This window comes from Amycolatopsis sp. ATCC 39116 (genome assembly GCF_000231075.2).
Taxonomy (GTDB): Bacteria; Actinomycetota; Actinomycetes; order Mycobacteriales; family Pseudonocardiaceae; genus Amycolatopsis_E; species Amycolatopsis_E tucumanensis.
In genome coordinates this window covers 236,829-261,945 of record NZ_AFWY03000005.1, presented here as the reverse complement: position 1 = coordinate 261,945, position 25,117 = coordinate 236,829, and the positions used below count along the sequence as shown (strand labels likewise).

Below are 25,117 nucleotides of genomic sequence, written 5' to 3'. Positions count from 1 at the left end.
GCGCGGTGTCTTCGGTCAACCGGTCAACCGCGGGGCGCCCGGTTGACCATCTGGCGGATACGCTGAGGCCATGTCCGCGGCGACCGACGACGCGATCCGCGCGGCCACCAGGCATGTGGCGGCGGCGATGCTGCCCGACCTGACCGCGATCGCCGACGGCACGGTCGCTCACATCGCGGCGGGCATGCCCGAGCTGGCCGAGCGCGACGCGCTGGACCTGGCCCGCGCGACCGCCTTCGCCAACAGCGAGGCGCTGCTGCACGCCCTCGTCCGCGGTGACCAGCCGAAGGACGTGACCACCTCGCCCGAGGTGGTGCGCTCGACACGGTCGATGGTGCAGCACGGGCTCAGCCACGACGCGGTGATGCGCGGCTACCGGCTCGGCATCACCTACTGGTGCACGCGGTGGGGGCGGGCGGTCGAGGAGCACTGTCCCGACGTGGCGCTGGCGGTGCCGGTCGTCAACCAGGGCACGACGTTCCTGTTGTCCTGGCTGGAACTGGTCAGCGACCGGCTCAGCGCCGAGTACCGCGACGAGGCCGAGCGGCTGGCCAGGGAGGGTTCGCTGGAACGCGCGGAGTTCGTGCGCCGCGTGCTCGCGGGGGAGACCGACGTCGCGGAGGTCCGGCTGCGGCTGGGGTACGACCTCACCGGAAGCCACGTCGCGCTGGTTTTGAAGAACCCGCGGGAGGGCAAGCGCCAGCCGCTGGAATCGACCGCGCGGGCGCTGGCGGCCTCACTGACCGCGGCGGCGCCGCTGGTGGTGCGGGTGGATGTGGACACCACGTGGTGCTGGGTGCCGACGCGCGACGCCGCCCGGCTGCCGTCCGCGGGCGCGCCGGTGCTGGCCGGGCAGGGGTTGCCCGCGGCGGGGCCGGAGGGGTTCCGGCGCAGCCACCGGCAGGCCCGCGAAGCGCTGCGGGTCGCGCAGCTCGCGGGCCGTCCGGCGGGAACCGTCACCCACTTCGCGGACGTCGAGGTGGCGGCGCTGTGCAGCACCGATCCCGGCGTCTGCCGCACGTTCGTGGCCGAGACGCTGGGGCCGCTGGCCGCCGGCACTGAGGACGCCCGCCGCCTGCGCGCCACGCTCGCGGTGTTCTTCGACGCCGGTGGCAATTTCCGGGCGGCGGGCGCGCGGCTCGGCGTGCACCACAACACCGTGCGGTACCGGGTGGACCAGGCGGCCGCCCTGCTCGGTCAGGCGCCCGGGGAGCACCGCCTGCGACTCGAACTGGCGCTCCACCTGGCCGACCAGCTTGGCCTGGTCAGCTGACCGCGTCGGATGCCGTGGTCAGCCGCTTGTGCTGCTCGGGGGACAGGTCCAGGGTGGCCGAGGCGAGCAGGGCGTCGAGCTGGCCGGCCGCGCTGACGCTGGCGATCGGCGCGACGACCGTGGGCTGGGCGCGCAGCCACGCCAGGGCCACGGTGGCCGGCGCGGCGTCCACTTCGGACGCGACCGCTTCGAGTTCCCGCACCACGGCGAACCCGGCGTCGGTGAGGTAGTCGCCGATCAGCGCGCCACGGGCGGTTCCCGCCGCGTCCGCCGCCGAGCGGTACTTGCCGGTGAGAAAGCCCGAGGCCAGGCCGTAGTAGGGGACCACGCCGAGGTTGTTGCGCTCGGCGACCGGCCGCAGGTCGCGCTCGAACGCGGTGCGGGTGAGCAGGTTGTAGTGCGGCTGGAGCGACACCGGCGGCGCGGCGCCCAGGTCCTCGGCGACGTCCACCCACTCCTGGACCCGTTCGGCGGAGTAGTTCGACAGCGCCACGTGGCGCACGAGGCCGCGCTGGACGAGGCGGTCGAACGCGGCGACCGTCTCCTCCAGCGGGGTGGCCGGGTCGTCGACGTGGGCGTAGTAGACGTCGAGGTGGTCGGTGCGCAGCCGCTTCAGCGATCGTTCGGCGCCCGCGGTGATGTTGTCCGCGCTCAGGCCGGGGTGGGCGGGGTGGCCGGAGACCTTGGTCGCGATGATCACCCGCTCGCGGTCGGCGCCCGCGGCGAGCCACTCGCCGATCACGCTCTCCGCCTCGCCGCCGCTGTTGCCAGGCGCCCAGACCGAGTACACGTCCGCGGTGTCGATGAAGTTGCCGCCGCGGTCGGTGAAGGCGTCCAGGATGCGGTGCGACTCCGCGGTGCTCGCGGTCCACCGGAACGTGTTGGTTCCCAGGGCGAGCGGAAAGACGTCCAGGCCGGACGATCCCAGAACGGGCATGGTGTGCTCCTTGTAGGATGAACTAAACGGGGAACTCCCCGTTACTCCGACAGTAAGCGGGGAGTTCCCCGTTTCGCAACCTGCGAGGGGTGAGGGTGACCGCGAGCACACCGAAGCGGCGTGCCGACGCGCGCGAGAACCGGGGCGCCATCCTGGCCGTGGCGCGGCAGGCCCTCGCCGAATCGCCGGAGATCTCCCTGAACGCGATCGCCAAGCGGGCCGGCGTCGGCAACGCGACGCTGTACCGGCATTTCCCGACGCGCGAGGCTCTCGTGCTGGCGGTGTACGGGCGCGACGTGGCGGAGATCCGCGAGGTGGCGACGCGGCTGCTGGCCGAGCGGTTCCCGATGGAGGCGCTGCGGGAGTGGATGCGCGAACTCGCCCGGTGCGTGCTGACGCGCCGCGGCCTCGGCGACGCCTTGCGCCTGGCGACGGGCCCGGACCGAGCCCAGCTGGCCGACACCTACCAGGCGATGAGCGACGCGCTGGACGAACTGCTGGCGGCGAACGAGGCGGCCGGCACCGTGCGGCCGGGTCTGGATCCGGAGATCGTGCTGCTGGCGCTGGGCAGCCTGTGGCAGCTCGACCCGGACGGCGAGTGGGCCGGGCAGGCCGAGGGGATCATCGAGTTGCTGATCGCCGGGCTGGCCGCGCGATGATCGCTGCAGGGGCGCGGCGCGACTTGGCGGGCGCGGTGCGGTGCGCTGATCTCCCGGCGGTATCGCCCGCGAGTGCGGTGGAATCGTGGATCGCCACCCGTGTATTCACGGCGCCGCCCGCAGCGCGCTCAGGAGGTCATGCGCACCGGCCTCCGTCGATCAGGTAGGTCTGGCCGGTGATGTAGGACGCGGCGCCTGAGAGCAGGAACGTCACCAGGTCGGCCACCTCCTCCGGCGTGCCGAGCCGGCCCAGTGGCGTCCGCGCCGCGGTTTCGGCTCGCATCTGAGGCGTCAGGTCGCCGGCCAGCGGGGTGTCGATCAAACCCGGCGCCACCGCGTTCACCCGGATCCCGTCGCCGGCGTACTCCAGCGCGGCCTGGCGCGTCAGCATGCTCACCGCGGCCTTCGAGGCGGTGTACGCGGCGAACCCCGGCCGCGCCCGGACCGCCCCCACCGACGCGGTGTTCACCACCGCGCCCCCGCCGGCGAGCATCAGCGGCAGCGCGGCCCGCAGCACCAGGAACGCGCCCCGCAGGTTGACTGCCAGCACGCGGTCCCACTCGGCCGCCTCGTACTCGTGCACGCGGCGGGCCGGGGCGCCGCTGATGCCGGCGTTGTTGAACAGCACGTCGACCCGCCCGAACCGCTCCCGGCACAGCTCGAACAGTTGCCGGACGTCCCCCTCGTCGCTGACGTCGCACCGCGCGGGAACCCAGTCGGCGCCGGGGATCTCGCTCCGGTCCGCGGCCACCACCGTCGCGCCCTGGTCGTGCAGCCGGCGTGCCACCGCGGCCCCCAGTCCGCTCGCCGCGCCAGTCACCACGCCGATCCTGCCCTCGAACTCACCGCTCACGCGAAGCTCCATTCATCATAGATCAAATGATGTGATCCTTGACAATCTCAGGTGACACTTCCTACCGTTCAGCAGGTCGCTGGTCAACGTCGACCTGGCTGGAGGTCAGAGATGACGCGCTTCGCCCCCGTCGCCACGGGGCCCCGGATCGCCTACCGGGACACCGGGCAGGGGATCCCGCTCGTGCTCGGGCACGGGTTCATGCTGGATTCCGGCCTGTTCGACGAGGTGGCCGCGCCGCTGTCCGACCGGTGCCGCCTCGTCACGTGGGACGCCCGCGGCCACGGACGCACCACCTACGACGGAGCACCCTTCACGCTGTGGGACAGCGCCCGCGACCTCCTCGCCCTCCTCGACGCGCTCGGCATCGACCGGGCCGTTGTGGGCGGGCACAGCCAGGGCGGCTTCGTCGCCCTGTCGGCCGCCCTGCTGGCCCCCGACCGCGTCGCCGGCCTCGTGCTCATCGACACCACGCCCGCCGGCCAGGACGGCAGCGCCCTCGGTGAGCTGACCGCGTTCGCCGACGCCTGGCAGGCCGACGGGCCCACTCCGGAGTTGTGCCAGGTCCTCGGCGCGATGGTCTTCGGCGACGGTGACGTCGGACCCTGGATCGAGAAGTGGATGAAGCAGCGCCCCGCGGAGTTCGCCACCCCGTTCCGCGCGGTGATGGAGCGAGACGACCTGTCGCCCCGGCTGCGCGAGATCACCGCACCGGCGCTGGTGGTGCACGGCGGCGCGGACTCGGCCATCACCGTGGCCGAGGCGCGGCAGTGGGCCGCGCTCCTGCCGCACGCGGATCCGGTCGCCGTGATCGACGGCGCACCGCACGCCAGCCCGGCCACCCATCCCCGGGAAGTCGCGGCCGCACTCGGCCGCTTCCTGTCCAAGCGCGTGCCCGCGTTCTGACCCCTGCTCTGCGAACGGAAGACAACCATGACCGAGACCGGCTCGGCGCCCGACCGCACGAAACTGTGGCGCAAGGTCGCCCTCCGCACGTTCCCCCTGCTCGGCGCCGCTTACGTGCTGGGCTACATCGACCGGGTCAACATCGGCTTCGTCGCCGCCCCGATGTCCCGCGACCTCGGCCTGACCAACGTCCAGATCGGACTGACCTCGACGCTGTTCTTCATCGGCTACATCATCGCGACGGTCCCGAGCAACCTGGCATTGCGGCGCTTCGGCGCACCGACCTGGATCGGCTGCACCCTGCTGGCCTGGGGCACGGTCACCGCGGTGATGGCGGCCGTCGACTCGGCCGGGGCCCTGTACGTCCTGCGCGTCCTGCTCGGACTCGCCGAAGCCGGCCTGGCTCCCGGCGTCCTGCTCTACATCACCTACTGGTTCCCGGCGAAACAACGCGCCTGGGCCTACCCGGTGTTCGTGTCGGTGATCGCCGTGTCCGGCATCGTCGGCGCGCCGCTGTCCGCCGGGCTGCTCAAATGGGGGCAGCACCTGACGGGCATGGTCGGCTGGCGATCGGTCTTCCTCGTCGAGGGCGTGATCACGGTGGTCGTCGGGATCCTGCTGATGGCCCGCCTCGCCAAGAGCCCGGCCACGGCGAAGTGGCTGTCCACTTCGGAGCGCCGATACATCCAGGAACAGCTGGACGCCGAGGCGGCGCTCAAGCGGAACAGCGCGGTGCCTGCCCGCATCACCGACGCGCTCAAGAGCGGTCGCGTGTGGGCCCTGGCGTTCGCGTTCTTCGCGCTCACCTTCGGCATCTACGCGTTCAGCTACTTCCTGCCGCAGATGCTGCAGCTGCTCACCAACAAACGCGGCGCGTCCCCGACCGACGTCACCAGCGTGCTGCTGTCGGCCATCCCGTCCGCCTTCGCGTTGCTGGTCATGCTGGTGTGGCCGAAGGTGTTCGCCCGGCGCAGCGCCGTCTTCTCCACGACGCTCCCGTTGTGCGTGGGCACGGCCGGCGTGGTGCTGGCGGCGATGACCGACAACCGCATCGCGTTCCTCGTCGGCACCTGCCTGAGCTTCGCCGGTATCTACACGTCGCTGTCGCAGTTCTGGCGCATCCCGGTGCTCGGCCTGACCGGCGCCGCCGCGGCGGCCGGCATCGCCGTCATCAACTCGTCGGGCAACCTGACCGGCATCGTCAGCCCCCTGCTGACCGGCAGCATCCAGCAGGCCACCGGCAGCTTCCGCTACGCACTGCTGCTCATCGCGCTCGTCATGGTGCTGGGTGTGGTGACCGTGCTGGCCGTCGGGCCCCGGATCGAGCGGATGAACACCGAATCCCCAGCGCAGTCGCAGGAGAGGAAGGAAACAGTATGAGCACGGCCCTGCCGACGTTCGACGACCCCGCCTACCGGGTCCCGGCGCCGCCCGTGGCGGCCTCACCGGAGGAGGAACGCCTCCGCCGCAAGCGCGAACTGGCCGCCACCTTCCGGCTGTTCGGGAAGTTCGGCTTCGGGGAAGGGGTGGGTGGTCACGTCACCGCCCGCGACCCGATCCACCCCACCTGCTTCTGGGTGAACCCGTTCGGCGTGCCGTTCGAGCACATCCGCGTGTCGGATCTGCTGCTGGTCAACGAGAACGGGCGCCTGGTGGAGGGTGCGGGGCTGGTGAACCTGGCCGGCTTCTACATCCACTCGCGCGTGCACGCCGCCCGCCTGGACGTGCAGGCGGTCGCCCACGCGCATTCCCTGCACGGCAAGACGTTCTCCGCGTTCGGCCGGCTGCTCGACCCGATCACCCAGGACTCGCTGGCATTCTACGACGATCACAGCGTCTACGACGGGTTCGGCGGCCTGGTGTTCGACCCCGAGGAGGGCAACCGCATCGCCAAGGCCCTGGGCGACCACAAGGCCGTCATCCTGCAGAACCACGGCCTGCTCACCGTCGGGCGGACGGTGGCCGAGACCGCGTGGTGGTTCATCTCGATGGAGCGGTCCTGCCAGTCGCAGCTGCTCGCGATGGCCGCCGGTGACCCGATCCTCATCGACGAGGCGGAGGCGCGTCAGGTGTCGAGCGTGACCGGCACGCCCGGGTTCGGGTGGTTCAACTTCCAGCCGCTGCACCAGAAGATCCTCAAGCTGGAACCGGATCTCCTGGACTGACGGGGGAGGGAGCGGGCCGGGGGCGTGCGCGCGCCCGGCCCGTTCGCGTCACCAGGTCAGCGGTAGCTCGCCGGTCCAGGCGCGGTCGAGGATGCGCAGCAGATCGTCCCGCCCGCCGATCGGACGGGGGTTGCCGGGCGGGCCGGATTTCAGGAGCGCGTCCGCGACCAGGGGCAGCTGCCCGCGATCCACCCCGGCCGCGCACAGGCCCCGCGGCACGCCGAGCCGGTCGAGCACCGCGGTGACGCCGTCGAGCGCGGCCGGGGCGCGCAGCGCCTCGGCGATCAGCGCGTGCCGGTCCGGCACCGCCGGGGCGGTGTAGCTCATCACCGTCCGGCACACCACCCCGTGGGCCACGGCGTGCGGAACTCCGAGGACCGGGGCGAGCACGTGCACGATGGCGTGCGCGGCGGCCATCCGGACGCGGGGGAGGGCGGCGAGCACCGCCGCGGACTGGAACGCGCTCAACGCTCCGTGCGGATCGTCCAGCCGGTCCACCCCGTCGCGGATCAGCGCCAGTGAACGCAGGTAGAACGCGTCCGACAGCGGCGAGCGGCCCGTGCCGACCAGACCCTCGACGCAATGCGCCAGCGCGTTGGCGACGGAGACGCGCGTGAGCCGCGACGGCAACGCCGCCGGCACCCGCGGATCGAGCACGACGACGTCCGGCACGATCCGCTCGTCGCCGATCCCGACCTTGCGGCCCTCGTCGGTCACCCCGGCGCGCGAGGTGACCTCCGCGCCGCCGAACATCGCGGGGACCGCGACCGACCGGCGGCGCGTGGTGCCGAGATCGAGCCACACAGCCGCCTTGACGGTGTCGATCACGCTGGACCCGCCGAGCGCGACGTAGCCGTCCGCCCCGGTCGCGACCGCGAGGTCCCGCAGCGTCCGCACGTCGGCCATCGGCGAATGAGGCGCGACCGTGGCGTGCACGACGTGGTCCCCGGCCCGCTCCCGCGCCATCGCGAACACCGGGCTGCGCGCCATGGACGGGCTGGTCACCAGCACGACCCGGGCCAGGTCCAGTTCGGACAGCAGGCCGGGCAGCGAGTCCAGCGCGGACGGACCCGAGACGATCCGCCCGGGCGCGGGCGGCGACCAGTCGTAGGCGTCCACGGCGCTATCCGGCGTGGTGCTCGACGACGCGGCGGAGGAGGTCGGCCAGCGTGCGGCGCTCGGCCGGCGACAGCCCGCTCGTCCACTCCCGTTCGCGGTCGTGGTGGCTGCCGAAGGTCTCCAGCACCGTCTCCAGGCCGCGCTTGGTCAGCTCCACCGTCACGATGCGGCGGTCGGTGGAGTCCCGGCGCCGTTCGACGAGCTCGGCGTCCTCCAGCGTGTTGAGCACGCTGGACACGCTCGACCTGGTGACGGCGGCGAGCTGGGCGAGCTGCCGCGGCTCGCTCTCGCCCACGACCCACAACGCGAACAACACGCGGAAGCCCGCGTAGCTCACGCCGCGCGCCCGGTAGACGTTCTGCTCCAGGTCCGCGACGAGCTTGTTCGCCGCGCGCACGAGGTTGAACGTCACGGCGAGCACGTCGAGGTCGACCTCGACGCCGGAGCGCTCGGCGCGCTCCACCATGAGCTCCTCGTACTCCTTGGCGTGGATGTGGTTCACGGACACCCCTGTCGTCGCTCGGGCGCACCGGTCGAGATCTGACCATCAGCACCCACTTCATCCGGGTCCACGCCATCGTACGGGATCGAGCAAATCGAGATCATCAGAATTGAGATGATTTGATTCTTGACGAGTTTGGGGTCGATGGGGGACCGTAGAGGAGTCCGGGCCGCAGCCCGGGCGCCGACCACGTGCAACGGTGCCGGGAAGGAAGTGAATGCTGGCGTGCGCACACTGACCGATGTCACGCGCCGGGGAGCGAGGCGGTTCGCGGACCGGACGGCGGTGTCGACGGGCGGGTCCGCCCTCACCTACGCCGAACTCGACCGCGACGCCGACCGGCTGTCGGCGGCGTTCCGGGAACTGGGCGTCCGGCGCGGCGACCGCGTCGCGATCCTGGCGGAGAACTGCGTCGAACTCGTCGTGGTGGCCTTCGCCGCGATGAAGGCGGGCGCCTGGTTCGTCCCGCTCAACTTCCGGTACGGCCCGGAGGAGCTGTCCTACGTCCTGGCCGACACCACGCCCCGCGTGGTCGTGGCGGGACCGGGTTACGCGGGAGCCCTGGACGCCGCGCTGCCGGCCGAGCGTCCGGCGCTCGTCGTGGTCGACGACGGCGAGGCGGTGACCGGGCGGCTGCCCTATCGCGACCTCCTGGCGGCGCACACCGGCGCCGCACCGGAGGACCTCAGCGAACCGGGCGACATCGCCACGGTCCTCTACACCAGCGGCACCACGGGTTTTCCCAAGGGCGTGCTCGCCACGCACGACGCGACCGTGCGGCTGCTGCCGGTCTACGCGATCGAAGGCGACCTGGGCGCCGGTGACGTCATGCTGATCTCGATGCCGTTGTTCCACGGCGGCGGGCTGGTGATCCAGCTCCTGCCGGCGCTCGCGCTGGGCGCCACGGTCGTGCTCACCGGCCGCGGGTTCTCCGCCGACGGCGTGCTGGAACTCGTCGAGCGCGAGCGGGTGACCGTGACGCTGTGGTCGCCGACGATGCTCGCGATGATCCTGCGTGACGCCGACGTGACGGCCCACGACACCGGTTCGCTCACCAAGATCTGGTACGGCTCCTCGTCGATCGCGGCGACCACCCTGGAGCGGGCGCGAGAAGCCTTCCCGCAGGCGGGGTTCTACCAGTGGTACGGCACCACCGAAGCCACCACGATCGCGGTGCTGCGCCCCGAGGACCACCGGGATCGCGCCGACCAGACCGGCCGCGAGGTCTACGGGGTCGACGCCCGCATCGTCGATCCGTCGGGCACCGAAGTGGCGGTGGGACAGACCGGTGAGGTCGTCGTCAGCGCGGCAGGGACCTGCATGGTCGGCTACCACCACCAGCCCGAGGCGACCGCCGAGGCGATCCGCGACGGGTGGCTGCACACCGGCGACCTCGCCGTGCGCGGCACGGATGGGTACTTCACCATCGTCGACCGCATCAGCGACGTGATCATCTCCGGTGGGGAGAACATCTACCCGCGCGAGGTGGAGGAAGCGCTGCACAGCCACCCCGCGGTCGCCGAGGCGTCGGTGTTCGGCGTGCCCGACGAGGTGTACGGCGAGTGCGTGGCCGCGGCCGTCGTCCTGGTCCCGGGAGCGGAGGCGACGGCCGAGGACCTGGGCGTGCACGTCGCGGAACGGATCGCCCGCTACAAGCGGCCGACGCGGTGGCGCCTGGTGGACCAGTTGCCGCGCAACGCCTCCGGCAAGGTGCTCAAACGCGCCCTCCGGGATCAGCTCGGCGCGCGGGCCGAGGCGGTGTGACCGTGCCGGATTTCAACACCATCCTCGTCGCCGATCGCGACCAGGTCCGCTGGATCACGCTGAACCGGCCGGAGCGGCGCAACGCGATCTCCCCGCTGATGCTCGACGAACTGGAAGCCGTCCTGAAGGACACGGCCGAGGACAGCGAAGTCCGGGCGCTGGTGGTCACCGGAGCCGGGAGCGCCTTCTGCGCCGGCGCCGACCTCACCGTCGACCCGGACGACCCGGACGCGCTGCCCGACGTCGACCTCGCCCGCAGTGACGCGGTGTTCGGCCTGCTGGAACGCCAGCCGCAGCCGGTGATCGCCGCGGTCAACGGCACGGCCGCGGCGGGCGGGCTGGAATTGCTGCTCTGCTGCGACATCGTGCTCGCCGCCGCGGGCGCGCGCATCGGCGACCTGCACGCCAACGCCGGGCTCCTGCCCGGCGCGGGCGGGACCTACCGCCTTCCCAGGCGGGTCGGCCGCAATCCCGCGCTGTGGCTGCTGTTCACCGGCGACACCGCACCGGCCGAGGACTTCCAGCGCTGGGGCCTGGTCCACCGCGTCGTGCCGGGGGAGGAGCTGCTCGCCGAGACCGGGCGGCTGGCGGCCGGGCTGAGCCGGAAGAGCCCGCTCGGCCTGCGCCGCATGAAGGAACTGGTCCGCGACGGGCTCGAGCAGGACCGGCGGACCGGACTGGCGCACGCGCTGGAGGTCGCCCAGGCACACCAGAAGTCGGCAGACTACGCCGAAGGGGTGCGGGCCTTCGCCGCCCGCCGCGCACCGAGGTTCACCGGGCGATGACGAACCTCGACGGCAAAGTCGCCCTGGTCACCGGCGCCTCCTCCGGACTGGGCGCGCACACCGCCCGCATCTTCGCCGATCACGGCGCCACCGTGATCGGCGCGGCACGCCGCGCCGACCGCGTGCCCCGGCACGGCGACCGGATCGTGCCACTGGAACTGGACATCACCGACCGTGTCGCGGTGCGCGAGGCGATTCCACGGATCGCCGAGACGACCGGCTGGCCGGACATCGTGGTGAACAACGCCGGTGGCGGCGCCGTCAAACCCGCCCTGGAACACACCGATGCCGACTGGGACCACGCGCTGGCGGTCAACCTGACCGGGGCCTGGACGGTGTCCACTGTGGTCACCGAGGGCCTGCGGCGGCTCGGGCGGCCGGGGAGCATCGTCAACGTCGCCTCCGCGGCCGGGCTGAACCCGGTGGCCGACACCGCGGCCTACGGCACGAGCAAGGCGGCGTTGATCCACCTGACCCGGCAGCTCGCCCTGGAATGGGCGCCGCTGCGGATCCGGGTCAACGCAATCTGCCCCGGCCACTTCCCGACCGAGATCAACGCGGAGTTCCTCGCCGACGAGCGCTTCCGGGACCGGATCACCCGGCGGATCCCGCTCGGCCGCCTCGGCCGGCTCGACGACCTCACCGGGCTGGTGCTGCTGCTGGCCTCCGACGCCTCGGCCTACCTCACCGGGGCCGTCATCCCGCTCGACGGCGGACAGAGTTTGCGTTCCTGACAACGACAAGGACGAACATGGACGACACCGACCACCAGAAACTGCGCCAGGCCATCGTGCGGGCGATGACCGAGCTGATCCCGCCGATGGAGGACCGGATCGAGGACACCGACTGGATCCCGAAGGACGTCCTCGTGCCCGCGCTACGCGAGGTGAACGCGTTCGGGCTGCTGCTGCCCGAGCGGTACGGCGGATCCGGCCTCACCGTGTCGCAGTACCTGCCGATCCTCGCCGACCTCTCCCGCATCCACGGCGGCCTGCGCGGCTTCGTGCACGCGCACAACTCGTCGGCGCACGTCTTCGAGATGCTCGCCGGCGAGGAGCAGAAGGACGCGCTGCTGCCGCTCGTGGCCACCGGGCACGCGTCCTTCGGCATGGGCATCACCGAACCCGACCACGGCACCGGCGCCGACATCGGCACCCGCTGCCTGCGCGACGGCGAGAACTACCGGATCGACGGGCAGAAGTGGCTGACCACCAACTCCGACTGGGTGAGCCACTTCATCGTCTTCGCCAAGACCGACCCCGCCGCCGGGGCCCGCGGGGTGAGCGCCGTCCTCGTCGAGCGGGACCGGCCCGGCCTGACGATCGCGCCGCTGCCCGGCACCCTGGGCACCCGCGGGCTGCAGCACGGCCACCTCACCTTCGACGACGTGGTCGTGCCGGTGACCAACCGGCTCGGCGAGGAGGGCCAGGGACTCGGCCTGATCGAGCACGGCATGGAGGTCAGCCGCGTCTTCGTCGCCGCCTCGTCCCTGGGCACCGCCGAAGAGGCCCTCGCGCTCAGCGTCGCCCGCGCCAACGAGCGGGTCACCTTCGGCAAGCCCATCGGCACCCGGCAGGCCGTCCAGCGCTACCTCGCCGAGATGGCCACCGACGTCTACGCCCTGCGCGCGATGCTGGAGGACGCCGCGGCCAAGCTCGACGCCGGGCTGCGCATCCCCATCGAGGCCTCGGCCTGCAAGCTGTTCGGCTCCGAAGCCGTCTGCCGCGTCACCGACCGGGCCCTGCTCGTGTTCGGCGGGATCGGGTTCACCCGCAAGTACCCGATCGAACGCATGCTGCGCGACGCGCGCGCGAACGTCGTCGAGGAAGGCCCGCCGACCATCCAGCAGTTCGTGATCGCCCGCAACCTCCTGGACGGCGCCACCCTGCGCGGTCCGTCCATCTTCGAACCCACGCACCTGTGAGGCACTGATGAACCAGAACGTGTTGTCCATGCGGGGCCGGGTCGCCCTGGTGACCGGCGCAGGCCAAGGCGTCGGCCGCGCCGTCGCCCTGCACTTCGCCGCCCACGACGCCCGCGCCGTGGTGATCAACGACTTCTACGAAGACCGCGCCGAGAAGGTTGCCGAAGAGGTTCGCGGTCAAGGCGTGGAGGCCCTCCCGCTGGCGTTCGACGTCACCGACTACGCCCAGGTCGCCGACGCGTTCGCGCGCGTGCAGAAGGAATACGGCGAACTGCACGCGCTCGTCAACAACGCCGGCAACGCCGGACCCGCCGGCCGGGCGGGGTTCTCCGACTTCTGGTCCGAGGAACCGGCGGACTGGGACCGCTGGCTGGGCACCAACCTCTACGGCGTGCTCAACTGCGTCCGGCACGGGGTGCCGCTGATGCGCGAGCACGGCACCGGCCGCGTGGTCACCGTGATCTCCGACGCCGGACGCCAGGGCGAGCCGGGGCTGGAGGTGTACTCGGCCGCCAAGGCCGGGGCGGCCGGGTTCACCCGGGCCGTGGCGCGCAGCACCGGCCGGTTCGGCATCACCGCGAACGCCGTGTCGATCGGCGCCACCCGCACACCCTTCGTCGAGGACATCCTCAACGACGAGGCGGCAGCCAAGGCGCAGCTCAAGCGGTACGTCATCCGCCGGTTCGGCGAGCCGGAGGACATCGCGAACATGATCCTGTTCCTCAGCTCCAACGCGAGCTCGTGGGTGACCGGGCAGACGATCCCGGTCAACGGCGGCTACTCGGTGACGTTGTGAGCGCGCCCGGCCTGCCCGCCCGCCGCTGTGCGCGTTGCGAAGCGGCATTCCCGTCGGTGGAGAGCCCCGGCCGCTGCCCGTTCTGCGGCAACACCTGGCTCTCCGACACCACGCTGTCGTCCACCGGGACGGTCGTGACCAGCACCGTGGTCCGCGTCGCGCCACCCGGCACCGAGGTGCCGTACACGCTGGCCTACGCCGACTTCGCGCCCGGTGCGCGGCTGTTCGCGCGGGTGCGCGGCGCCGCGCCGATCGGCTCGACCGTCCGGCTGGTGCCCGCGCCGGAACCCGACCACTACGTCTTCGAGCCGGAGGAGAAGCCATGACGAACAGGCGCGTCGCCGTGATCGGCACCGGTCTGGTGCCCTTCGGCAAACACGAGGACACCGGCCTCGAAGAACTGGGCATCACGGCGGCCGAGGCCGCGCTCGCCGAAGCCGGGTGCGAACCCGGCCGGATCTGCGCGGTCTTCTCGTCGAACGTCCTCGGCGGTGGTGGCGCCGGGCAGCGCATCCTGGCCGGTGTGGGCGTGTCCGGCGTGCCCGTGGTCAACGTCGAGAACGCCTGCGCGAGCGGGACGACCGCCGTGCACCTGGCCCGCCTGGCGATCGAGTCCGGCCGGCACGACGTGGTCCTCGTGATCGGCGCGGAGAAGATGACCGGGAAGTTCCAGGGCGGGATCACTCTGGACCGGACCGACCGGCCCACCCTGCTGGGCCTGACCATGCCCGCCATCTACGCGCTCAACGCCCAGCGCTACGCCCACGACACCGGCGCCGCTCTCGACGACTTCGCCGAGGTGAGCGTGAAGAACCGCGCCGCGGGGGCGCGCAACCCGCACGCGATGTTCCGGCAACCCGTCACACGGGAGGACGTGCTCGGCTCCCGTCCCGTCGCCGATCCGCTGACCCTCCTGCAGTGCTGCGCCAACGCCGACGGCGCGGCGGCGCTGGTGCTGGCCGCCGAGCACGTGGTGGAGTCCCGGCACGATCCGGTGTGGCTGCTCGGATCCGGGCTCGCCTCGGGGACCGCGACGGGCCCGAAGACGGAGTTCGGCACCTCGCGTCCGTCGGCGCTGGCCGCGGGGCAGGCGTACGCGGCGGCCGGGATCACCGCGGCCGACATCGACTTCGCCGAGGTGCACGACGCCTTCACCATCGGCGAGATCACCTCGGTGGAGGCGCTCGGGCTGGCGAGCCAGGGCAAGGCGCTGGCCGCGGTGGTGGCCGGTGAGTTCAGCCCCGGCGGCCGCGTGCCGGTCAACGCCAGCGGCGGGCTGCTCGCCAAGGGACATCCGGTCGGCGCGACCGGGGTCGGCCAGGTCGTCGAGCTGACCACCCAGCTGCGCGGCGGCGCGGGGGAGCGGCAGGTCGGCGGCGCCCGGATCGGCCTGTCCCACACGGTCGGCGGCGGGGTGGCGACGCTCGACGCGATCGCCAGCGGCGTCGTGATCGCCGGTGTGTGAACGGGGCCCGCGATGACTGTCACGCCGACCCTCGCCGGTCTGCTCGGCCGCGCTCACGACCGATATGCCGAGCTGACCGCCCTGCGCGAGGGAACCACCGCCCTGACCTACGGCGAGCTGGGCTCGCTCGTGCGCCGCGCGATCGCCGGGCTCGCCGAGCGCGGACTGCGGCCCGGTGACCGGGTGGTCACGATCGCCGCGAACTCCCTCGCGTACGCGGTCCTCGACCAGGCCTGCTTCCTCGGCGGGTTCGTCCGGGTCGGCGTCAACCGCCGGCTGAACCCCCACGAACTCCCGTCGATCCTGGCCACCGCGAAGCCCGCGCTGCTGTGCGCCGACGCGGAGTGGGCCGCCCGCCTCGACGCCGAGCCGTCCGTGCGGGGCGATCTGCCGGTGCTCGACCTGGAGCGGGACTTCGCCGCGCTCACCGACCGCGCGGACCCGGGGCCCGCCCCGCTGCCGCCGCCGGACGCCCCGGCGGCCCTGCTGTTCACCTCCGGCACCACCGGGGAGCCGAAGGCGGTGGTCGCCACCCAACGGGCGATGGCGTCGATGGTCCGCAACGTGCTGGTCGCCTTCCCGGTCCAGCCCGGCGACCGGGTGCTGCAGGCCATTCCGCTGAGCCACGCCGCCGGGCACCTCGTGCCTGCCTTCGCCTGCCACGGCGCGGACCAGGAGGTGCTGCCCGCCTTCGTGGTCGACGAGGTGCTGCGGCGGATCGTGCGGGACCGGGTGTCGGTGGTCTCCGCGGTGCCCACCGTCGTGGGGCCGCTGGCCCGGGCGGCGCTGGCGGGCGGGCACGACGTGTCGGCGCTGTCGGCGATCGTGTACGGCGGGTCGCCCATCGGGCGGGCCGACCTCGCGACCGCGGTCGAGGCGTTTCCGCACGCGCTGTACCAGGTCTACGCGCAAAGCGAGAGCCTGCTGCCGGTCACGGTGCTCACCCCCGCCGACCACCGCGCCGCGGCCGGATCCAGACCGGAACTCGCCGGTTCCGCGGGGCGGGCGGTGCCGTTCCTGGACTTGCGCATCGCCGACCCCACCGGGAAACCGTGCCCCGCCGGTGAACCCGGCGAGGTGCAGTTGCGGGGTGACACGGTGATGACCGAGTACTTCGAGAACCCCGAGGCCACGGCCAAGGCGCTGGAACCGGACGGCTGGCTGCACACCGGCGACGTCGGCTACCTGGACCCCTACGGCCACCTCCACCTGGTCGACCGCCTCAGCGACGTGATCATCACCGGCGGGTTCAACGTGATGCCGTCCGAAGTGGAGCGCGTGCTCGCCGCAATGCCCGGCGTGCGGGACGCCGCGGTGTTCGGGTTGCCGGATCCGCGGTGGGGCGAAACCATCTGCGCCGCGCTCGCGGTGGACGGTCCCGCCCCGGCGCTGGAGGAGGTGCAGGAGTTCTGCCGTGCACGGCTGGCCCGGTTCAAGGTTCCGCGGCGGCTGGTCGTGCTGGACGACCTGCCCTACAACGCGACGGGCAAGCTCGACCGGCGCGGCCTGCGGGCCCGCTTCCGCGAGGTGCCGGCGTGACCGCCGGCCCGCTCGACGGGGTGCGGGTGGTCAACCTCAGCGAAACCGTGCCCGGCCCGCTCGCGGCGCTGCTGCTGGCCGATCTGGGCGCCGAGGTGATCACCGTCGAGCGCCCGCCGCCTGGGGACCCGGCCCGGCGGTTCCCCGCGGTGTTCGCCGCGCTGTCGCGCAACCAGCGTGCGGTGTCGCTCGACGTGGCCGATCCACGCGGGCTCGGGCTCTTCGCACGCCTGGCCGAGCGCGCGGACGTGATCCTGGTGGGCCAGCGGCCCGCGACCGCACGCAAGCTCGGCGTTCACCCGGACCAGTTGCGCGCCCGTTTCCCGGACGCCTCCGTGGTGAGCGTGTCCTCGTTCGGGCTGACCGGTCCCGGCGCGTCCCGGCCCGGCCACGACCTGGTCTTCCAGGCCATCGCCGGACTGCTCGACGGGCCGCCGGGGGCGGTGCCGGTGGTCGACATGGTGTCCGGGTTCCTCACCGCGATCGCCGCCCTCGCCGCGATCGCGGGGCACAACCGGGACGGGCGGGCGCGCACGGTCGAGACCGCGATGTTCGACGGCGCACTGGCCCTGAACACCTTCGCGCTGACCCGCGAGCTCGCCGGGTTGCCCGCGGACGCCACCCCGGTCGCGCCCGCGGGGTACGGGGTCTACCGGCTCGGCGACGGGTCGCGGGTGTGCCTCGCGGTCTCCTACGAAGCGCACCACTGGCGTGCGCTGTGCGAAGCCCTCGACCTGCCGGATCTGGCGGGCTTGCCGTTCGAGGAACGCGTCGCGCGCCGCGACGAGATCGACGGGACGCTCGCCGGCCGGATGCGGGAATGGCACGCCGAGGATGTCCGCAAGGTCCTCGCCACGGCGGGCGTTCCGGCGGAACCGGTGCTCGAGCCCGTGGAAGTCGTGCGCACCGCGGAATTCGCCGGGCACATCATCGACGGGCATCACCTCGCCGCGCCGTTCCGGATCGACGGGCGGCGCGCGGGCGCGGCGCGGGGCGTGCCGAGGATCGGCCGGGACACCGCGGCGGTGTTCGCCGAGCTGGGACTCGGCCCGGCCGAGCTCGCCCGGCTCGCGGCGGAGGGAGTGGTCGTCCTATGACGTCCGTGGCCGTCGTCGGGGCGGGTGGCATCGGCACCGTGCTGGCGTCGGTGTTCGCCGACGCCGGGCACGACGTGGTCGTCTGCGCCCGTTCCACGCCGGGGCCGCTGATCCTGGAACGCGGCGGGACGTCGACGAAGCTCGACGTGCGGGTGCTGACCGAACCGGGTGCACTGTCGCCTGTGGACTGGGTGCTGCTGTGCACGAAGGCCCACGACACACCGGCGGCGGCCGCGTGGCTGACAGGTTCGTGCGCCGCGGGAACGACGGTGGTGGTGTGCCAGAACGGGATCGGCCATGCCGACCGGGTCGCGGGCCTGACCGGGCCCGCGCGGGTGCTGCCCGCCCTGGTCTACATCGCGGCCGAACGGATCGCGCCGGGGCGGGTCCGCCACCACCGCGGCGCACGGCTCGTGGTGCCGGAGGGGGAGGCCGCTGTCCGGCTGGCCCGGCTCGCCCCTGGCCTCGACGTCACCGCCGAGCCGGATTTCCGGACCGCGTCATGGCGCAAGCTGCTGACCAACGTGGCCGCCAACGCGGTGACGGCGCTGACCGCTCGGCGCATGGACGTGCTCGCCGAGCCGGAGATCCGGGAACTGGTCACCGCCCTGCTGACCGAGGCGGTCGCGGTGGGGCAAGCGGTGGGCGCGGACCTCGGCCCGGCGGACGTGGCCGCCACCGTGAGCTTCTACGACCAGCTGGGGCCTGCGGACGGCACCTCGATGCTCTACGACCGCCTGGCCGGGCGGCCCACCGAGTACGAGCTGTTCAACGGCGCCGTGACCCGGCTCGGTCGCAAGCACGGTGTCCCCACCCCGGCCAACCAGGCGGTCTACGCCCTGCTCGGCGCCGGCGAACCCGGATGAGGGCCGTCCTCGCGACCACGCTCACCGGGCCGGACGGACTGCGGACCGGGGAGATCGCGGAACCGGACGGGCGGGACCGCGTCGTCGTCGACGTGCGGTACGCGGGCGTCGCGTTCCCCGACCTGCTGCGGACCCGCGGCCGCTACCAGGTCCGGTCGGCGCCGCCGTTCGTGCCCGGAGCCGAGGCGGCGGGCATCGTCCGGTCGGCGCCGGAGTTGAGCGGGTTCTACCCCGGCCAGCGGGTGGCGGTGATCGCGGAGGGCACCTGGCAGTTGGTGGTCGCGGCGGACCCGGCGATGGTGTTCCCGCTGCCCGACGGGATTCCGCTGGCCACCGCGGCCGGGTTGCCGCTCAACCACTTCACGGCTCACTGCGCGCTCGTCCGGCGGGCCCGGGCGCGGCCGGGTGAGACGGTGCTGGTGCACGGCGCCGCGGGCGGGGTGGGCAGCGCGGCGCTGGGCCTGTGCCGCGCACTGGACCTGCGCGCGATCGCCGTGGTGAGCTCCGGCTCGAAGATCGCGTTCGCCCGGACGGCCGGTGCGACCGAGGTGGTGTGCGGTGCGGATTGGGCCGGCCAGGTGCGTTTCCACACGGCCGGACGGGGCGTGGACGTCGTCCTGGACCCGGTCGGCGGCGACCGGTTCACCGAAAGCCTGCGCCTCCTCGCACCGGAAGGCCGCCTCGTCGTGCTCGGCTTCACCGGGGGCGCCATCCCGGAGGCGAAGGTGAACCGCCTGCTGCTGCGCAACACCGCCGTCCTGGGCGCCGGCTGGGGCGAGATCGCCGTCCGCGAACCCGACTACTCTGGTACACAGTGGACGGAGCTGGTGGCGCTGCTGGAGCGTGGGCGACTGGTCTTCCCGGAGCCGGAGGTGCTGCCGTTCACCGAGGCCGGTGCCGCACTGCGCCGCCTCGAAGACCGGGCCGCGACCGGCAAGATCGTGCTCGCGTTCCACCAGAGTTGAGACGACGTGGACCCCGGCGAGGTGCTCTAAGGCGGCGGTTGCTGCTCGTGGACAGGGGAATTGGTTCAGGCTCTGGGCGTGCCCGTCACTGTTCGGAGGCGTTGTCCTTGTCGTGGTCGCCCGGGATGAGCGCGTCGGTGAGGGCCTGCGACGGGGCCTTCGCCCGTCCGGTCAAGGTGATCTCGCCCTCGTTGTGCAGCCGTTCGACCATGTGCGGGTAGTGCAGCTCGAACGCCGGGCGCTCGGAACGGATCCGGGGCAGCTCGGTGAAGTTGTGCCGCGGCGGCGGGCAGGAGGTGGCCCACGCCAGCGAGTTGCCGTAGCCCCACGGGTCGTCCACCGTGACGAGCTCGCCGTAGCGGTAGCTGGTGAACACGTTGTAGATGAACGGCAGGGTCGACGCGCCCAGGATGTAGGCGCCGATGGTCGAGATCGTGTTCAGCGTGGTGAAGCCGTCGCTGGCCAGGTAGTCGGCGTAGCGGCGCGGCATGCCCTCGGCGCCCAGCCAGTGCTGTACCAGGAAGGTGGCGTGGAAGCCGAGGAACGTGGTCCAGAAGTGCAGCTTGCCCAGCTTCTCGTCCAGCATCCGCCCGGTGATCTTCGGGAACCAGAAGTAGATCCCGGCGAAGGTCGCGAACACGATCGTGCCGTAGAGCACGTAGTGGAAGTGCGCCACCACGAAGTAGCTGTCCGACACGTGGAAGTCGATGGCCGGGGCGGCCAGCAGGATGCCGGTCAGACCACCGAACAGGAAGGTCACGAGGAAGCCGACCGAGAAGATCATCGGCGTCTCGAAGCTCAGCTGGCCCTTCCACATGGTGCCGATCCAGTTGAAGAACTTGACACCGGTCGGGACCGCGATCAGGAAGGTCATGAAGGAGAAGAACGGCAGCAGCACGGCGCCGGTGGCGTACATGTGGTGCGCCCACACCGCGACCGACAGCGCCGCGATGCCCAGCGTCGCGAAGACCAGGCCCTTGTAGCCGAACAGCGGTTTGCGACTGAACACGGGCACGATCTCCGACACGATCCCGACGAACGGCAGCATCACGATGTAGACCTCGGGGTGGCCGAAGAACCAGAACATGTGCTGCCAGAGGATCACACCACCGTTGGCCGGGTCGAACACGTGCGCCCCGAGGTGACGGTCGGCCGCCAGGTCGAGCAGTGCGGCGGTCAGGATCGGGAACGCGATCAGGGTCATCACGCTCGTCACCAGCACGTGTTCCAGGTGAAGATCGGCATCCGGAACATGGTCACGCCCGGCGCGCGCAGGCAGACGATCGTGGTAATCATGTTGACCGCGCCGAGGATGGTGCCCAGACCGGACACCGTCAGCCCGGCGATCCACAGGTCGCCGCCCGCGCCGGGCGAATAGATCGCGCTCGACAGGGGTGTGTAGGCGAACCAGCCGAAATCGGCGGCGCCGCCCGGGGTGAGGAAGCCGGAAACGGTGATGACGCCGCCGAACAGAAACAGCCAGTAGGACAGCGCGTTGAGGCGGGGGAACGCCACGTCCGGGGCGCCGATCTGAAGCGGCAGCACGAAGTTGGCGAAACCGAACACGATCGGGGTCGCGTACAGCAGCAGCATGATCGTGCCGTGCATGGTGAACAGCTGGTTGTACTGCTCCTGCGACAGGAACTGCTGTCCCGGGTGCGCCAGCTCGGTGCGGATCAGCATCGCCATCGCGCCGCCCACCATGAAGAAGGCGAACGACGTGACCAGGTACATGATGCCGATCTGCTTGTGGTCCGTCGTGCGCAACAACCGCAGCAGCACCGAGCCCTTGGGAGAGCGGCGCGCGACCGGCCGGGTGGGCGCCGAGGTAGGGGCAGTCACGAAGGCCAGGTTATCTCGCTCGCGAGCGAACTATCTGCTCAAGGGGTCATGCGAGTGTCCGGAGACACACGAGGTACTACTTCACGACATGGATGGTGATGTCGTCGGCCGCTCGGTGGCGCTGTGGGCCGAGCAGATGCCCGAACTGGACGTGTCGGCGTCGGAGGTGCTGGCCCGGATCCTGCGGATCGCGCAGCACGTGGAGGGCGCGGAGAACGCCCGGCTGCGCCGCCGGCGCGGACGGATGGTGGCCAACGTGGGCGACTTCGAGGTGCTGCGGGCGCTGCGGCGCATCGGTCCGCCGTACGCGATGACACCGTCCCAGCTGCGCGCGGAGATGCTGATCTCGTCCTCCGGGCTGACCGGCCGCCTGCACCGGCTGGAGCGTGACGGCTGGATCACCCGGGAAGCCTCGGCGGACGACCAGCGCAGCGTCCTGGTGACGCTGACCGCAGCGGCCGTAGCGGACCTGGACCAGGACATCGCCGAACACTTCGCCTTCGAGGACGACCTGCTCGCCCCTCTGACCGAGAAGCAGAAGGGCGACCTGGCCGCTTTGCTCACGCTCCTGCTCCGGCGCTTCGAAGACCGCTGAAGGTGTTGGCCGGGATCTCAGCTCAGGAACCTGGACCGGACCTCAGTGGGCGGTCCACCCACCGTCGACGCGGAGGGTGCTGCCGGTCACGTACGACGACGCGTCGCTGGCCAGGAAAACCGCCGCGCCGGCCAGTTCGCTCGCGTCGCCGATGCGGCCCTGCGGCACGGCGTTGACGATGACCTCACCCCAGTGGCTGTTCACCAGCCCCTCGGACAGGTCAGTCGCGAAATAGCCGGGCGCGAGCGTGTTCACCCGCACGCCGCGGTCGGCCCACTCGACGGCGAGTACGCGGCTGAGGGCTTCGACGCCGCCCTTGCTCGCGGCGTAGGCGGCTATCCGCGGGAACCCGGTTGTGGCGTGCACCGAGGACACGTTCACGATGCTGCCCGCTCCCTGTGCCAGCATGCGGCGCCCCGCGGCACGGCAACAGAGGTACGTCCCGTCGAGGTTGACCCGCAGCACGCGGTGCCAGTCCTCGTCGCCCAGCGACTCACTGCGGGTGAACACCGGGCTGATCCCGGCGCAGTTGACCAGGACGTCCACCCGTCCGATGCGGTCCACGCACTCGTCGGCGAAGCCGGGGTCGTCGACGGATCCCGGCAGCACCATCGTGTCCGGGCCGGTCTCGTCCGCCAGCGTGCGCAGGTCCTGCTCAGTCCTGGAGGTCACGGCGAGCCGCGCGCCCGCGGCGGCCAGGGCCAGGGCCATCGTGCGGCCGAGACCCTTGCCCGCCCCCGTCACCCAAGCTGTCTTCCCGGTGAGGTCGAACATCGTCACGCGATCACCGGCAGGGTCCGCAGGTCGCGCTTGAGCACCTTGCCCGACGGCGTGCGCGGCAACTGGTCGAGGAACCGGACTTCGGCGGGGACCTTGAACTTGGCGAGCCGGTCGCGGCAGAACGCCACCAGGCCGGCGGCGTCGACCGTGGCTCCGGGGCGCAACACGACGAACGCCTTGGGAACCTCGCCCCAACGCTCGTGCGGCATGCCCACCACTGCGGCCTCGACCACGTCCGGATGTTCGTACAGGACGCGTTCGACCTCAGGCGTCGCGATGTTCTCCCCGCCCGAGACGATCATGTCCTTCTTCCGGTCCTCCACGTAGAGGTAGCCGTCCTCGTCGAGCCGGCCGATGTCCCCGGTGTGGAACCACCCGTCGCGCAGGGCTTTCGCCGTCGCATCGGGGTCGCGCCAGTACCCGGCGAACACCTTGGGCCCGGAGAGCGTGATCTCACCGAGCTGCCCGCGCGGAACTTCCCGTCCCGACTCGTCCACGATGCGCACCCGCAGGTGCACGACGGGCCGGCCCACCGACCCGACCTTCGACAGCATGTGTTCGGCGTCGTTGAACGTGTCGCCCGAAACCGTTTCGGTGAGCCCGTAGGCGTCGGCGAACCAGGCCGACGGGAACACGGCGCGGATGCGTTCGACGAGGGGGACCGGCATCTTCTCGCCACCGCCGATGACGAACCGGATCGAGGAGGTGTCGCGTTCGGTGATGCCCGGCAGGTGCAGCAGGGCGTTCATCATCGACGGGGCGAGCCAGACGTTGGTCGGACGGTCGCGTTCGATGATGTCGACGACCTCGCGGGCGTCGAACTTCCTGGTCAGCAGCAGAGAGCCGCCGGCGTGCAGGGTGGCCAGCGCGGGCAGGTCGAGTCCACCGACGTGGTAGAGCGGGCCGCACACGAGTGTGGTGTCGGCGCTGGTGAGCCCGAACTCCACGATCTGCCCCAGATTCTTGTACAGCAGGTTGGTGTGGGTGATGCACACGCCCTTGGGGCGGGAGGTCGTGCCGGAGGTGTACATCAGGCGCTGGAGCGCGTCCGGGCCGACCGGCTCGACCGGCACCGTCTCCCCGAGGTGGCGGGCGACGAGCTCGTCGTAGGACACCCACCCGTCCCGTGTTCCACCGAGGAGAAACCGGTGCCGGACCGCGGATTCGGGTACCGCGCCGGCGAACTCGGGTTCGGTCAGGATCGCGGCCGCCTCCGAGTCGCCGAGGATGAACTCCCACTCGGCGGGGGAGAGGCGGTAGTTCAGCGGCAGGAAGGCGGCGCCGATGTGGTTCAGCGCGAGCACCGTTTCGACGAACTCGAGGTGGTTGTACAGCAGCAGGGACACGATGTCGCCGCGTCCGATGCCCAGTTCGCGCAACCCGGCGGCGAGGGCGTGCACCCGGGCGGACAACTCACGGTTGGTCACCCGCCGCTCGTCCTGGGTGAGCACGATCTTGTCCGGGTACCGCCCCACGTTGTGCTCGAGCACGGCGGCGAAGTTGTACATCAGCGATCCTCCGAGTGGAAGCTGTGCAGTTCCGCGCCCGCCTTGCCCCAGTGGATGGTGCTGATCATGCCGCCGTCGGCGACGAGATCGGCGCCGGTGACGAAATCGGCTGCGGGGCCGGCGAGGAAGGCGACGACGCGGGCGATGTCGTCCGGTTCGCCAAGCCGGCCGAGTGGAATGTTGTCCACAGTGGCCGTCCTGATCGCCTGGTTTCCCAGGGTGTCCCGGTTCAGGCCGCTTTCCACCACACCGGGGCTGACGGAGTTGATGCGGATCCGGTGTTCGGCCAGTTCCGCCGCGAGCTGTTTGGTCAGCGCCAGTACCCCGCCCTTGGCCGCGGTGTAGGAGGAGAACCCGTATCCGGTGTGCCCGGCGATCGAGGCGATCTGCACGATGGACCCGCCACCCGCGGCGGACATGGCCGGGACCACGTTGCGGAGGAGGATGAAATACCCGGTGAGGTTGACGTCGACCACCCGGCGCCACTCCTCGACGGAACATTCCAGCAGCTTCTTGCGCACGATGATGCCCGCGGCGTTGACGAGCACCCGCGGGGCCGCGGGCAGCCGGCCTATGACGTCGCGCACGGCCTCGTCGTCGGTGACGTCGACCGCGAACTCCGCGGCCTTGCCACCGCGTTCCTCGATCTCGCGACAGGTCCCCGCCGCCCCGTCGAGGTCCAGGAGGGCTACCGTCGCCCCCGTGGTGGCCAGGTGTAGCGCACAGGCTCGTCCGATGCCGGACGCGGCGCCCGTGATGACAGCGCAGTCCATTGTG

General features: G+C 71.8%; 24 protein-coding genes and 1 pseudogene. 17 read left to right on the top strand and 8 right to left on the bottom strand.

Features of this window, described 5'->3' with window-relative positions:
- Positions 1 to 70 precede the first annotated feature (70 nt).
- The gene (locus AMY39116_RS44640; RefSeq protein WP_020417336.1) at positions 71 to 1,273 is read left to right on the top strand and encodes a CdaR family transcriptional regulator; all 1,203 of its coding nucleotides are present in this window, start codon (positions 71 to 73) and stop codon (positions 1,271 to 1,273) included.
- Here AMY39116_RS44640 and AMY39116_RS0308855 read toward each other — a convergent pair.
- Positions 1,266 to 2,210 carry an aldo/keto reductase gene (locus AMY39116_RS0308855; RefSeq protein WP_020417335.1) on the bottom strand — a complete coding sequence of 315 codons (945 nt, stop codon included), beginning with the start codon at positions 2,208 to 2,210 and terminating at the stop codon, positions 1,266 to 1,268. The two genes, AMY39116_RS44640 and AMY39116_RS0308855, sit on opposite strands and share 8 nt — an antisense overlap.
- A gap of 95 nt (positions 2,211 to 2,305) precedes the next feature.
- On the opposite strand from AMY39116_RS0308855, the gene AMY39116_RS0308850 reads away from it, so the two are divergent.
- On the top strand, positions 2,306 to 2,869 hold the full coding sequence (locus AMY39116_RS0308850; protein ID WP_020417334.1) for a TetR/AcrR family transcriptional regulator: 564 nt from the start codon (positions 2,306 to 2,308) through the stop codon (positions 2,867 to 2,869).
- Between the two features lie 136 nt (positions 2,870 to 3,005).
- Here AMY39116_RS0308850 and AMY39116_RS0308845 read toward each other — a convergent pair whose 3' ends face one another.
- On the bottom strand, positions 3,006 to 3,722 hold the full coding sequence (locus AMY39116_RS0308845) for an SDR family NAD(P)-dependent oxidoreductase (protein WP_020417333.1): 717 nt from the start codon (positions 3,720 to 3,722) through the stop codon (positions 3,006 to 3,008).
- 111 nt (positions 3,723 to 3,833) lie between these two features.
- On the opposite strand from AMY39116_RS0308845, the gene AMY39116_RS0308840 reads away from it, so the two are divergent.
- From AMY39116_RS0308840 to AMY39116_RS0308830, 3 genes are read left to right on the top strand one after another with little or no spacing between them, the layout of a single operon-like run.
- Entirely contained in the window at positions 3,834 to 4,628 is a 795-nt protein-coding gene (locus tag AMY39116_RS0308840; RefSeq protein ID WP_020417332.1) for an alpha/beta fold hydrolase, read from the top strand.
- Positions 4,629 to 4,655: 27 nt separating this feature from the next.
- Complete coding sequence (locus AMY39116_RS0308835) at positions 4,656 to 6,008, top strand: MFS transporter (RefSeq protein WP_020417331.1); 1,353 nt, start codon at positions 4,656 to 4,658, stop codon at positions 6,006 to 6,008.
- Positions 6,005 to 6,793, top strand: a complete 789-nt coding sequence (locus AMY39116_RS0308830) for a class II aldolase/adducin family protein (protein WP_020417330.1) — start codon at positions 6,005 to 6,007, stop codon at positions 6,791 to 6,793. The genes AMY39116_RS0308835 and AMY39116_RS0308830 overlap by 4 nt, the downstream gene beginning before the upstream one ends.
- A gap of 48 nt (positions 6,794 to 6,841) precedes the next feature.
- Here AMY39116_RS0308830 and AMY39116_RS0308825 read toward each other — a convergent pair whose 3' ends face one another.
- The gene (locus AMY39116_RS0308825; protein ID WP_020417329.1) at positions 6,842 to 7,912 is read right to left on the bottom strand and encodes an iron-containing alcohol dehydrogenase family protein; all 1,071 of its coding nucleotides are present in this window, start codon (positions 7,910 to 7,912) and stop codon (positions 6,842 to 6,844) included.
- Positions 7,913 to 7,916: 4 nt separating this feature from the next.
- Positions 7,917 to 8,414 (bottom strand): MarR family winged helix-turn-helix transcriptional regulator, encoded by a 498-nt coding sequence (locus AMY39116_RS0308820; RefSeq protein WP_157358488.1) that lies wholly within the window; start codon positions 8,412 to 8,414, stop codon positions 7,917 to 7,919.
- A 225-nt stretch (positions 8,415 to 8,639) separates the two neighbouring features.
- On the opposite strand from AMY39116_RS0308820, the gene AMY39116_RS42545 reads away from it, so the two are divergent.
- From AMY39116_RS42545 to AMY39116_RS0308765, 11 genes are read left to right on the top strand one after another with little or no spacing between them, the layout of a single operon-like run.
- Complete coding sequence (locus AMY39116_RS42545) at positions 8,640 to 10,178, top strand: class I adenylate-forming enzyme family protein (RefSeq protein ID WP_020417327.1); 1,539 nt, start codon at positions 8,640 to 8,642, stop codon at positions 10,176 to 10,178.
- On the top strand, positions 10,175 to 10,963 hold the full coding sequence (locus AMY39116_RS0308810; RefSeq protein WP_020417326.1) for an enoyl-CoA hydratase/isomerase family protein: 789 nt from the start codon (positions 10,175 to 10,177) through the stop codon (positions 10,961 to 10,963). The genes AMY39116_RS42545 and AMY39116_RS0308810 overlap by 4 nt, the downstream gene beginning before the upstream one ends.
- Positions 10,960 to 11,697 (top strand): SDR family NAD(P)-dependent oxidoreductase, encoded by a 738-nt coding sequence (locus AMY39116_RS0308805; protein ID WP_020417325.1) that lies wholly within the window; start codon positions 10,960 to 10,962, stop codon positions 11,695 to 11,697. Before AMY39116_RS0308810 ends, AMY39116_RS0308805 begins: the two co-directional genes overlap by 4 nt.
- Positions 11,698 to 11,714: 17 nt before the next feature.
- Positions 11,715 to 12,887: an acyl-CoA dehydrogenase family protein gene (locus tag AMY39116_RS0308800; RefSeq protein ID WP_020417324.1), complete on the top strand. Its 1,173-nt coding sequence runs from the start codon at positions 11,715 to 11,717 to the stop codon at positions 12,885 to 12,887.
- 7 nt (positions 12,888 to 12,894) lie between these two features.
- Positions 12,895 to 13,683 carry an SDR family NAD(P)-dependent oxidoreductase gene (locus AMY39116_RS0308795; protein WP_020417323.1) on the top strand — a complete coding sequence of 263 codons (789 nt, stop codon included), beginning with the start codon at positions 12,895 to 12,897 and terminating at the stop codon, positions 13,681 to 13,683.
- A gap of 56 nt (positions 13,684 to 13,739) precedes the next feature.
- Positions 13,740 to 14,009 (top strand): OB-fold domain-containing protein, encoded by a 270-nt coding sequence (locus tag AMY39116_RS42540; protein WP_020417322.1) that lies wholly within the window; start codon positions 13,740 to 13,742, stop codon positions 14,007 to 14,009.
- Positions 14,006 to 15,148, top strand: coding sequence for a thiolase family protein (locus AMY39116_RS0308785; protein ID WP_020417321.1), 1,143 nt, complete (start codon positions 14,006 to 14,008; stop codon positions 15,146 to 15,148). Before AMY39116_RS42540 ends, AMY39116_RS0308785 begins: the two co-directional genes overlap by 4 nt.
- 12 nt (positions 15,149 to 15,160) lie before the next feature.
- Entirely contained in the window at positions 15,161 to 16,687 is a 1,527-nt protein-coding gene (locus AMY39116_RS42535; protein WP_020417320.1) for a class I adenylate-forming enzyme family protein, read from the top strand.
- Complete coding sequence (locus AMY39116_RS44635) at positions 16,684 to 17,784, top strand: CaiB/BaiF CoA-transferase family protein (protein ID WP_020417319.1); 1,101 nt, start codon at positions 16,684 to 16,686, stop codon at positions 17,782 to 17,784. The genes AMY39116_RS42535 and AMY39116_RS44635 overlap by 4 nt, the downstream gene beginning before the upstream one ends.
- Entirely contained in the window at positions 17,781 to 18,650 is an 870-nt protein-coding gene (locus tag AMY39116_RS42525; protein ID WP_020417318.1) for a 2-dehydropantoate 2-reductase, read from the top strand. Before AMY39116_RS44635 ends, AMY39116_RS42525 begins: the two co-directional genes overlap by 4 nt.
- Positions 18,647 to 19,615 carry an NADPH:quinone oxidoreductase family protein gene (locus tag AMY39116_RS0308765; protein WP_020417317.1) on the top strand — a complete coding sequence of 323 codons (969 nt, stop codon included), beginning with the start codon at positions 18,647 to 18,649 and terminating at the stop codon, positions 19,613 to 19,615. Before AMY39116_RS42525 ends, AMY39116_RS0308765 begins: the two co-directional genes overlap by 4 nt.
- A gap of 85 nt (positions 19,616 to 19,700) precedes the next feature.
- Here the strand turns inward: AMY39116_RS0308765 and ctaD are convergent.
- Positions 19,701 to 21,457 (bottom strand): annotated as a pseudogene (gene ctaD / locus AMY39116_RS42520) (cytochrome c oxidase subunit I).
- Positions 21,458 to 21,545: 88 nt separating this feature from the next.
- On the opposite strand from ctaD, the gene AMY39116_RS0308755 reads away from it, so the two are divergent.
- On the top strand, positions 21,546 to 22,052 hold the full coding sequence (locus AMY39116_RS0308755; protein ID WP_020417316.1) for a MarR family transcriptional regulator: 507 nt from the start codon (positions 21,546 to 21,548) through the stop codon (positions 22,050 to 22,052).
- Between the two features lie 42 nt (positions 22,053 to 22,094).
- On the opposite strand, the gene AMY39116_RS0308750 is transcribed toward AMY39116_RS0308755, so the two are convergent.
- From AMY39116_RS0308750 to AMY39116_RS42515, 3 genes are read right to left on the bottom strand one after another with little or no spacing between them, the layout of a single operon-like run.
- Positions 22,095 to 22,826 carry an SDR family NAD(P)-dependent oxidoreductase gene (locus AMY39116_RS0308750; protein WP_039791310.1) on the bottom strand — a complete coding sequence of 244 codons (732 nt, stop codon included), beginning with the start codon at positions 22,824 to 22,826 and terminating at the stop codon, positions 22,095 to 22,097.
- Between the two features lie 2 nt (positions 22,827 to 22,828).
- The gene (locus AMY39116_RS0308745; protein ID WP_020417314.1) at positions 22,829 to 24,340 is read right to left on the bottom strand and encodes a long-chain fatty acid--CoA ligase; all 1,512 of its coding nucleotides are present in this window, start codon (positions 24,338 to 24,340) and stop codon (positions 22,829 to 22,831) included.
- Positions 24,340 to 25,113 carry an SDR family NAD(P)-dependent oxidoreductase gene (locus tag AMY39116_RS42515; RefSeq protein ID WP_020417313.1) on the bottom strand — a complete coding sequence of 258 codons (774 nt, stop codon included), beginning with the start codon at positions 25,111 to 25,113 and terminating at the stop codon, positions 24,340 to 24,342. The genes AMY39116_RS0308745 and AMY39116_RS42515 overlap by 1 nt, the downstream gene beginning before the upstream one ends.
- Positions 25,114 to 25,117: the final 4 nt, after the last annotated feature.

What these genes read in the sequence shown, in the direction of transcription:
- AMY39116_RS0308835 (WP_020417331.1), top strand. Translation starts at nt 4,656, where the DNA reads ATGACCGAGACCGGCTCGGCGCCCGACCGCACGAAACTGTGGCGCAAG.
- AMY39116_RS42525 (WP_020417318.1), top strand. Translation starts at nt 17,781, where the DNA reads ATGACGTCCGTGGCCGTCGTCGGGGCGGGTGGCATCGGCACCGTGCTG.
- AMY39116_RS0308855 (WP_020417335.1), bottom strand. Translation starts at nt 2,210, where the DNA reads ATGCCCGTTCTGGGATCGTCCGGCCTGGACGTCTTTCCGCTCGCCCTG.
- AMY39116_RS0308755 (WP_020417316.1), top strand. Translation starts at nt 21,546, where the DNA reads ATGGATGGTGATGTCGTCGGCCGCTCGGTGGCGCTGTGGGCCGAGCAG.
- AMY39116_RS0308765 (WP_020417317.1), top strand. Translation starts at nt 18,647, where the DNA reads ATGAGGGCCGTCCTCGCGACCACGCTCACCGGGCCGGACGGACTGCGG.
- AMY39116_RS0308830 (WP_020417330.1), top strand. Translation starts at nt 6,005, where the DNA reads ATGAGCACGGCCCTGCCGACGTTCGACGACCCCGCCTACCGGGTCCCG.
- AMY39116_RS42535 (WP_020417320.1), top strand. Translation starts at nt 15,161, where the DNA reads ATGACTGTCACGCCGACCCTCGCCGGTCTGCTCGGCCGCGCTCACGAC.
- AMY39116_RS44640 (WP_020417336.1), top strand. Translation starts at nt 71, where the DNA reads ATGTCCGCGGCGACCGACGACGCGATCCGCGCGGCCACCAGGCATGTG.
- AMY39116_RS0308840 (WP_020417332.1), top strand. Translation starts at nt 3,834, where the DNA reads ATGACGCGCTTCGCCCCCGTCGCCACGGGGCCCCGGATCGCCTACCGG.
- AMY39116_RS0308800 (WP_020417324.1), top strand. Translation starts at nt 11,715, where the DNA reads ATGGACGACACCGACCACCAGAAACTGCGCCAGGCCATCGTGCGGGCG.
- AMY39116_RS0308745 (WP_020417314.1), bottom strand. Translation starts at nt 24,340, where the DNA reads ATGTACAACTTCGCCGCCGTGCTCGAGCACAACGTGGGGCGGTACCCG.
- AMY39116_RS0308805 (WP_020417325.1), top strand. Translation starts at nt 10,960, where the DNA reads ATGACGAACCTCGACGGCAAAGTCGCCCTGGTCACCGGCGCCTCCTCC.
- AMY39116_RS42515 (WP_020417313.1), bottom strand. Translation starts at nt 25,113, where the DNA reads ATGGACTGCGCTGTCATCACGGGCGCCGCGTCCGGCATCGGACGAGCC.
- AMY39116_RS0308750 (WP_039791310.1), bottom strand. Translation starts at nt 22,826, where the DNA reads ATGTTCGACCTCACCGGGAAGACAGCTTGGGTGACGGGGGCGGGCAAG.
- AMY39116_RS0308785 (WP_020417321.1), top strand. Translation starts at nt 14,006, where the DNA reads ATGACGAACAGGCGCGTCGCCGTGATCGGCACCGGTCTGGTGCCCTTC.
- AMY39116_RS0308795 (WP_020417323.1), top strand. Translation starts at nt 12,895, where the DNA reads ATGAACCAGAACGTGTTGTCCATGCGGGGCCGGGTCGCCCTGGTGACC.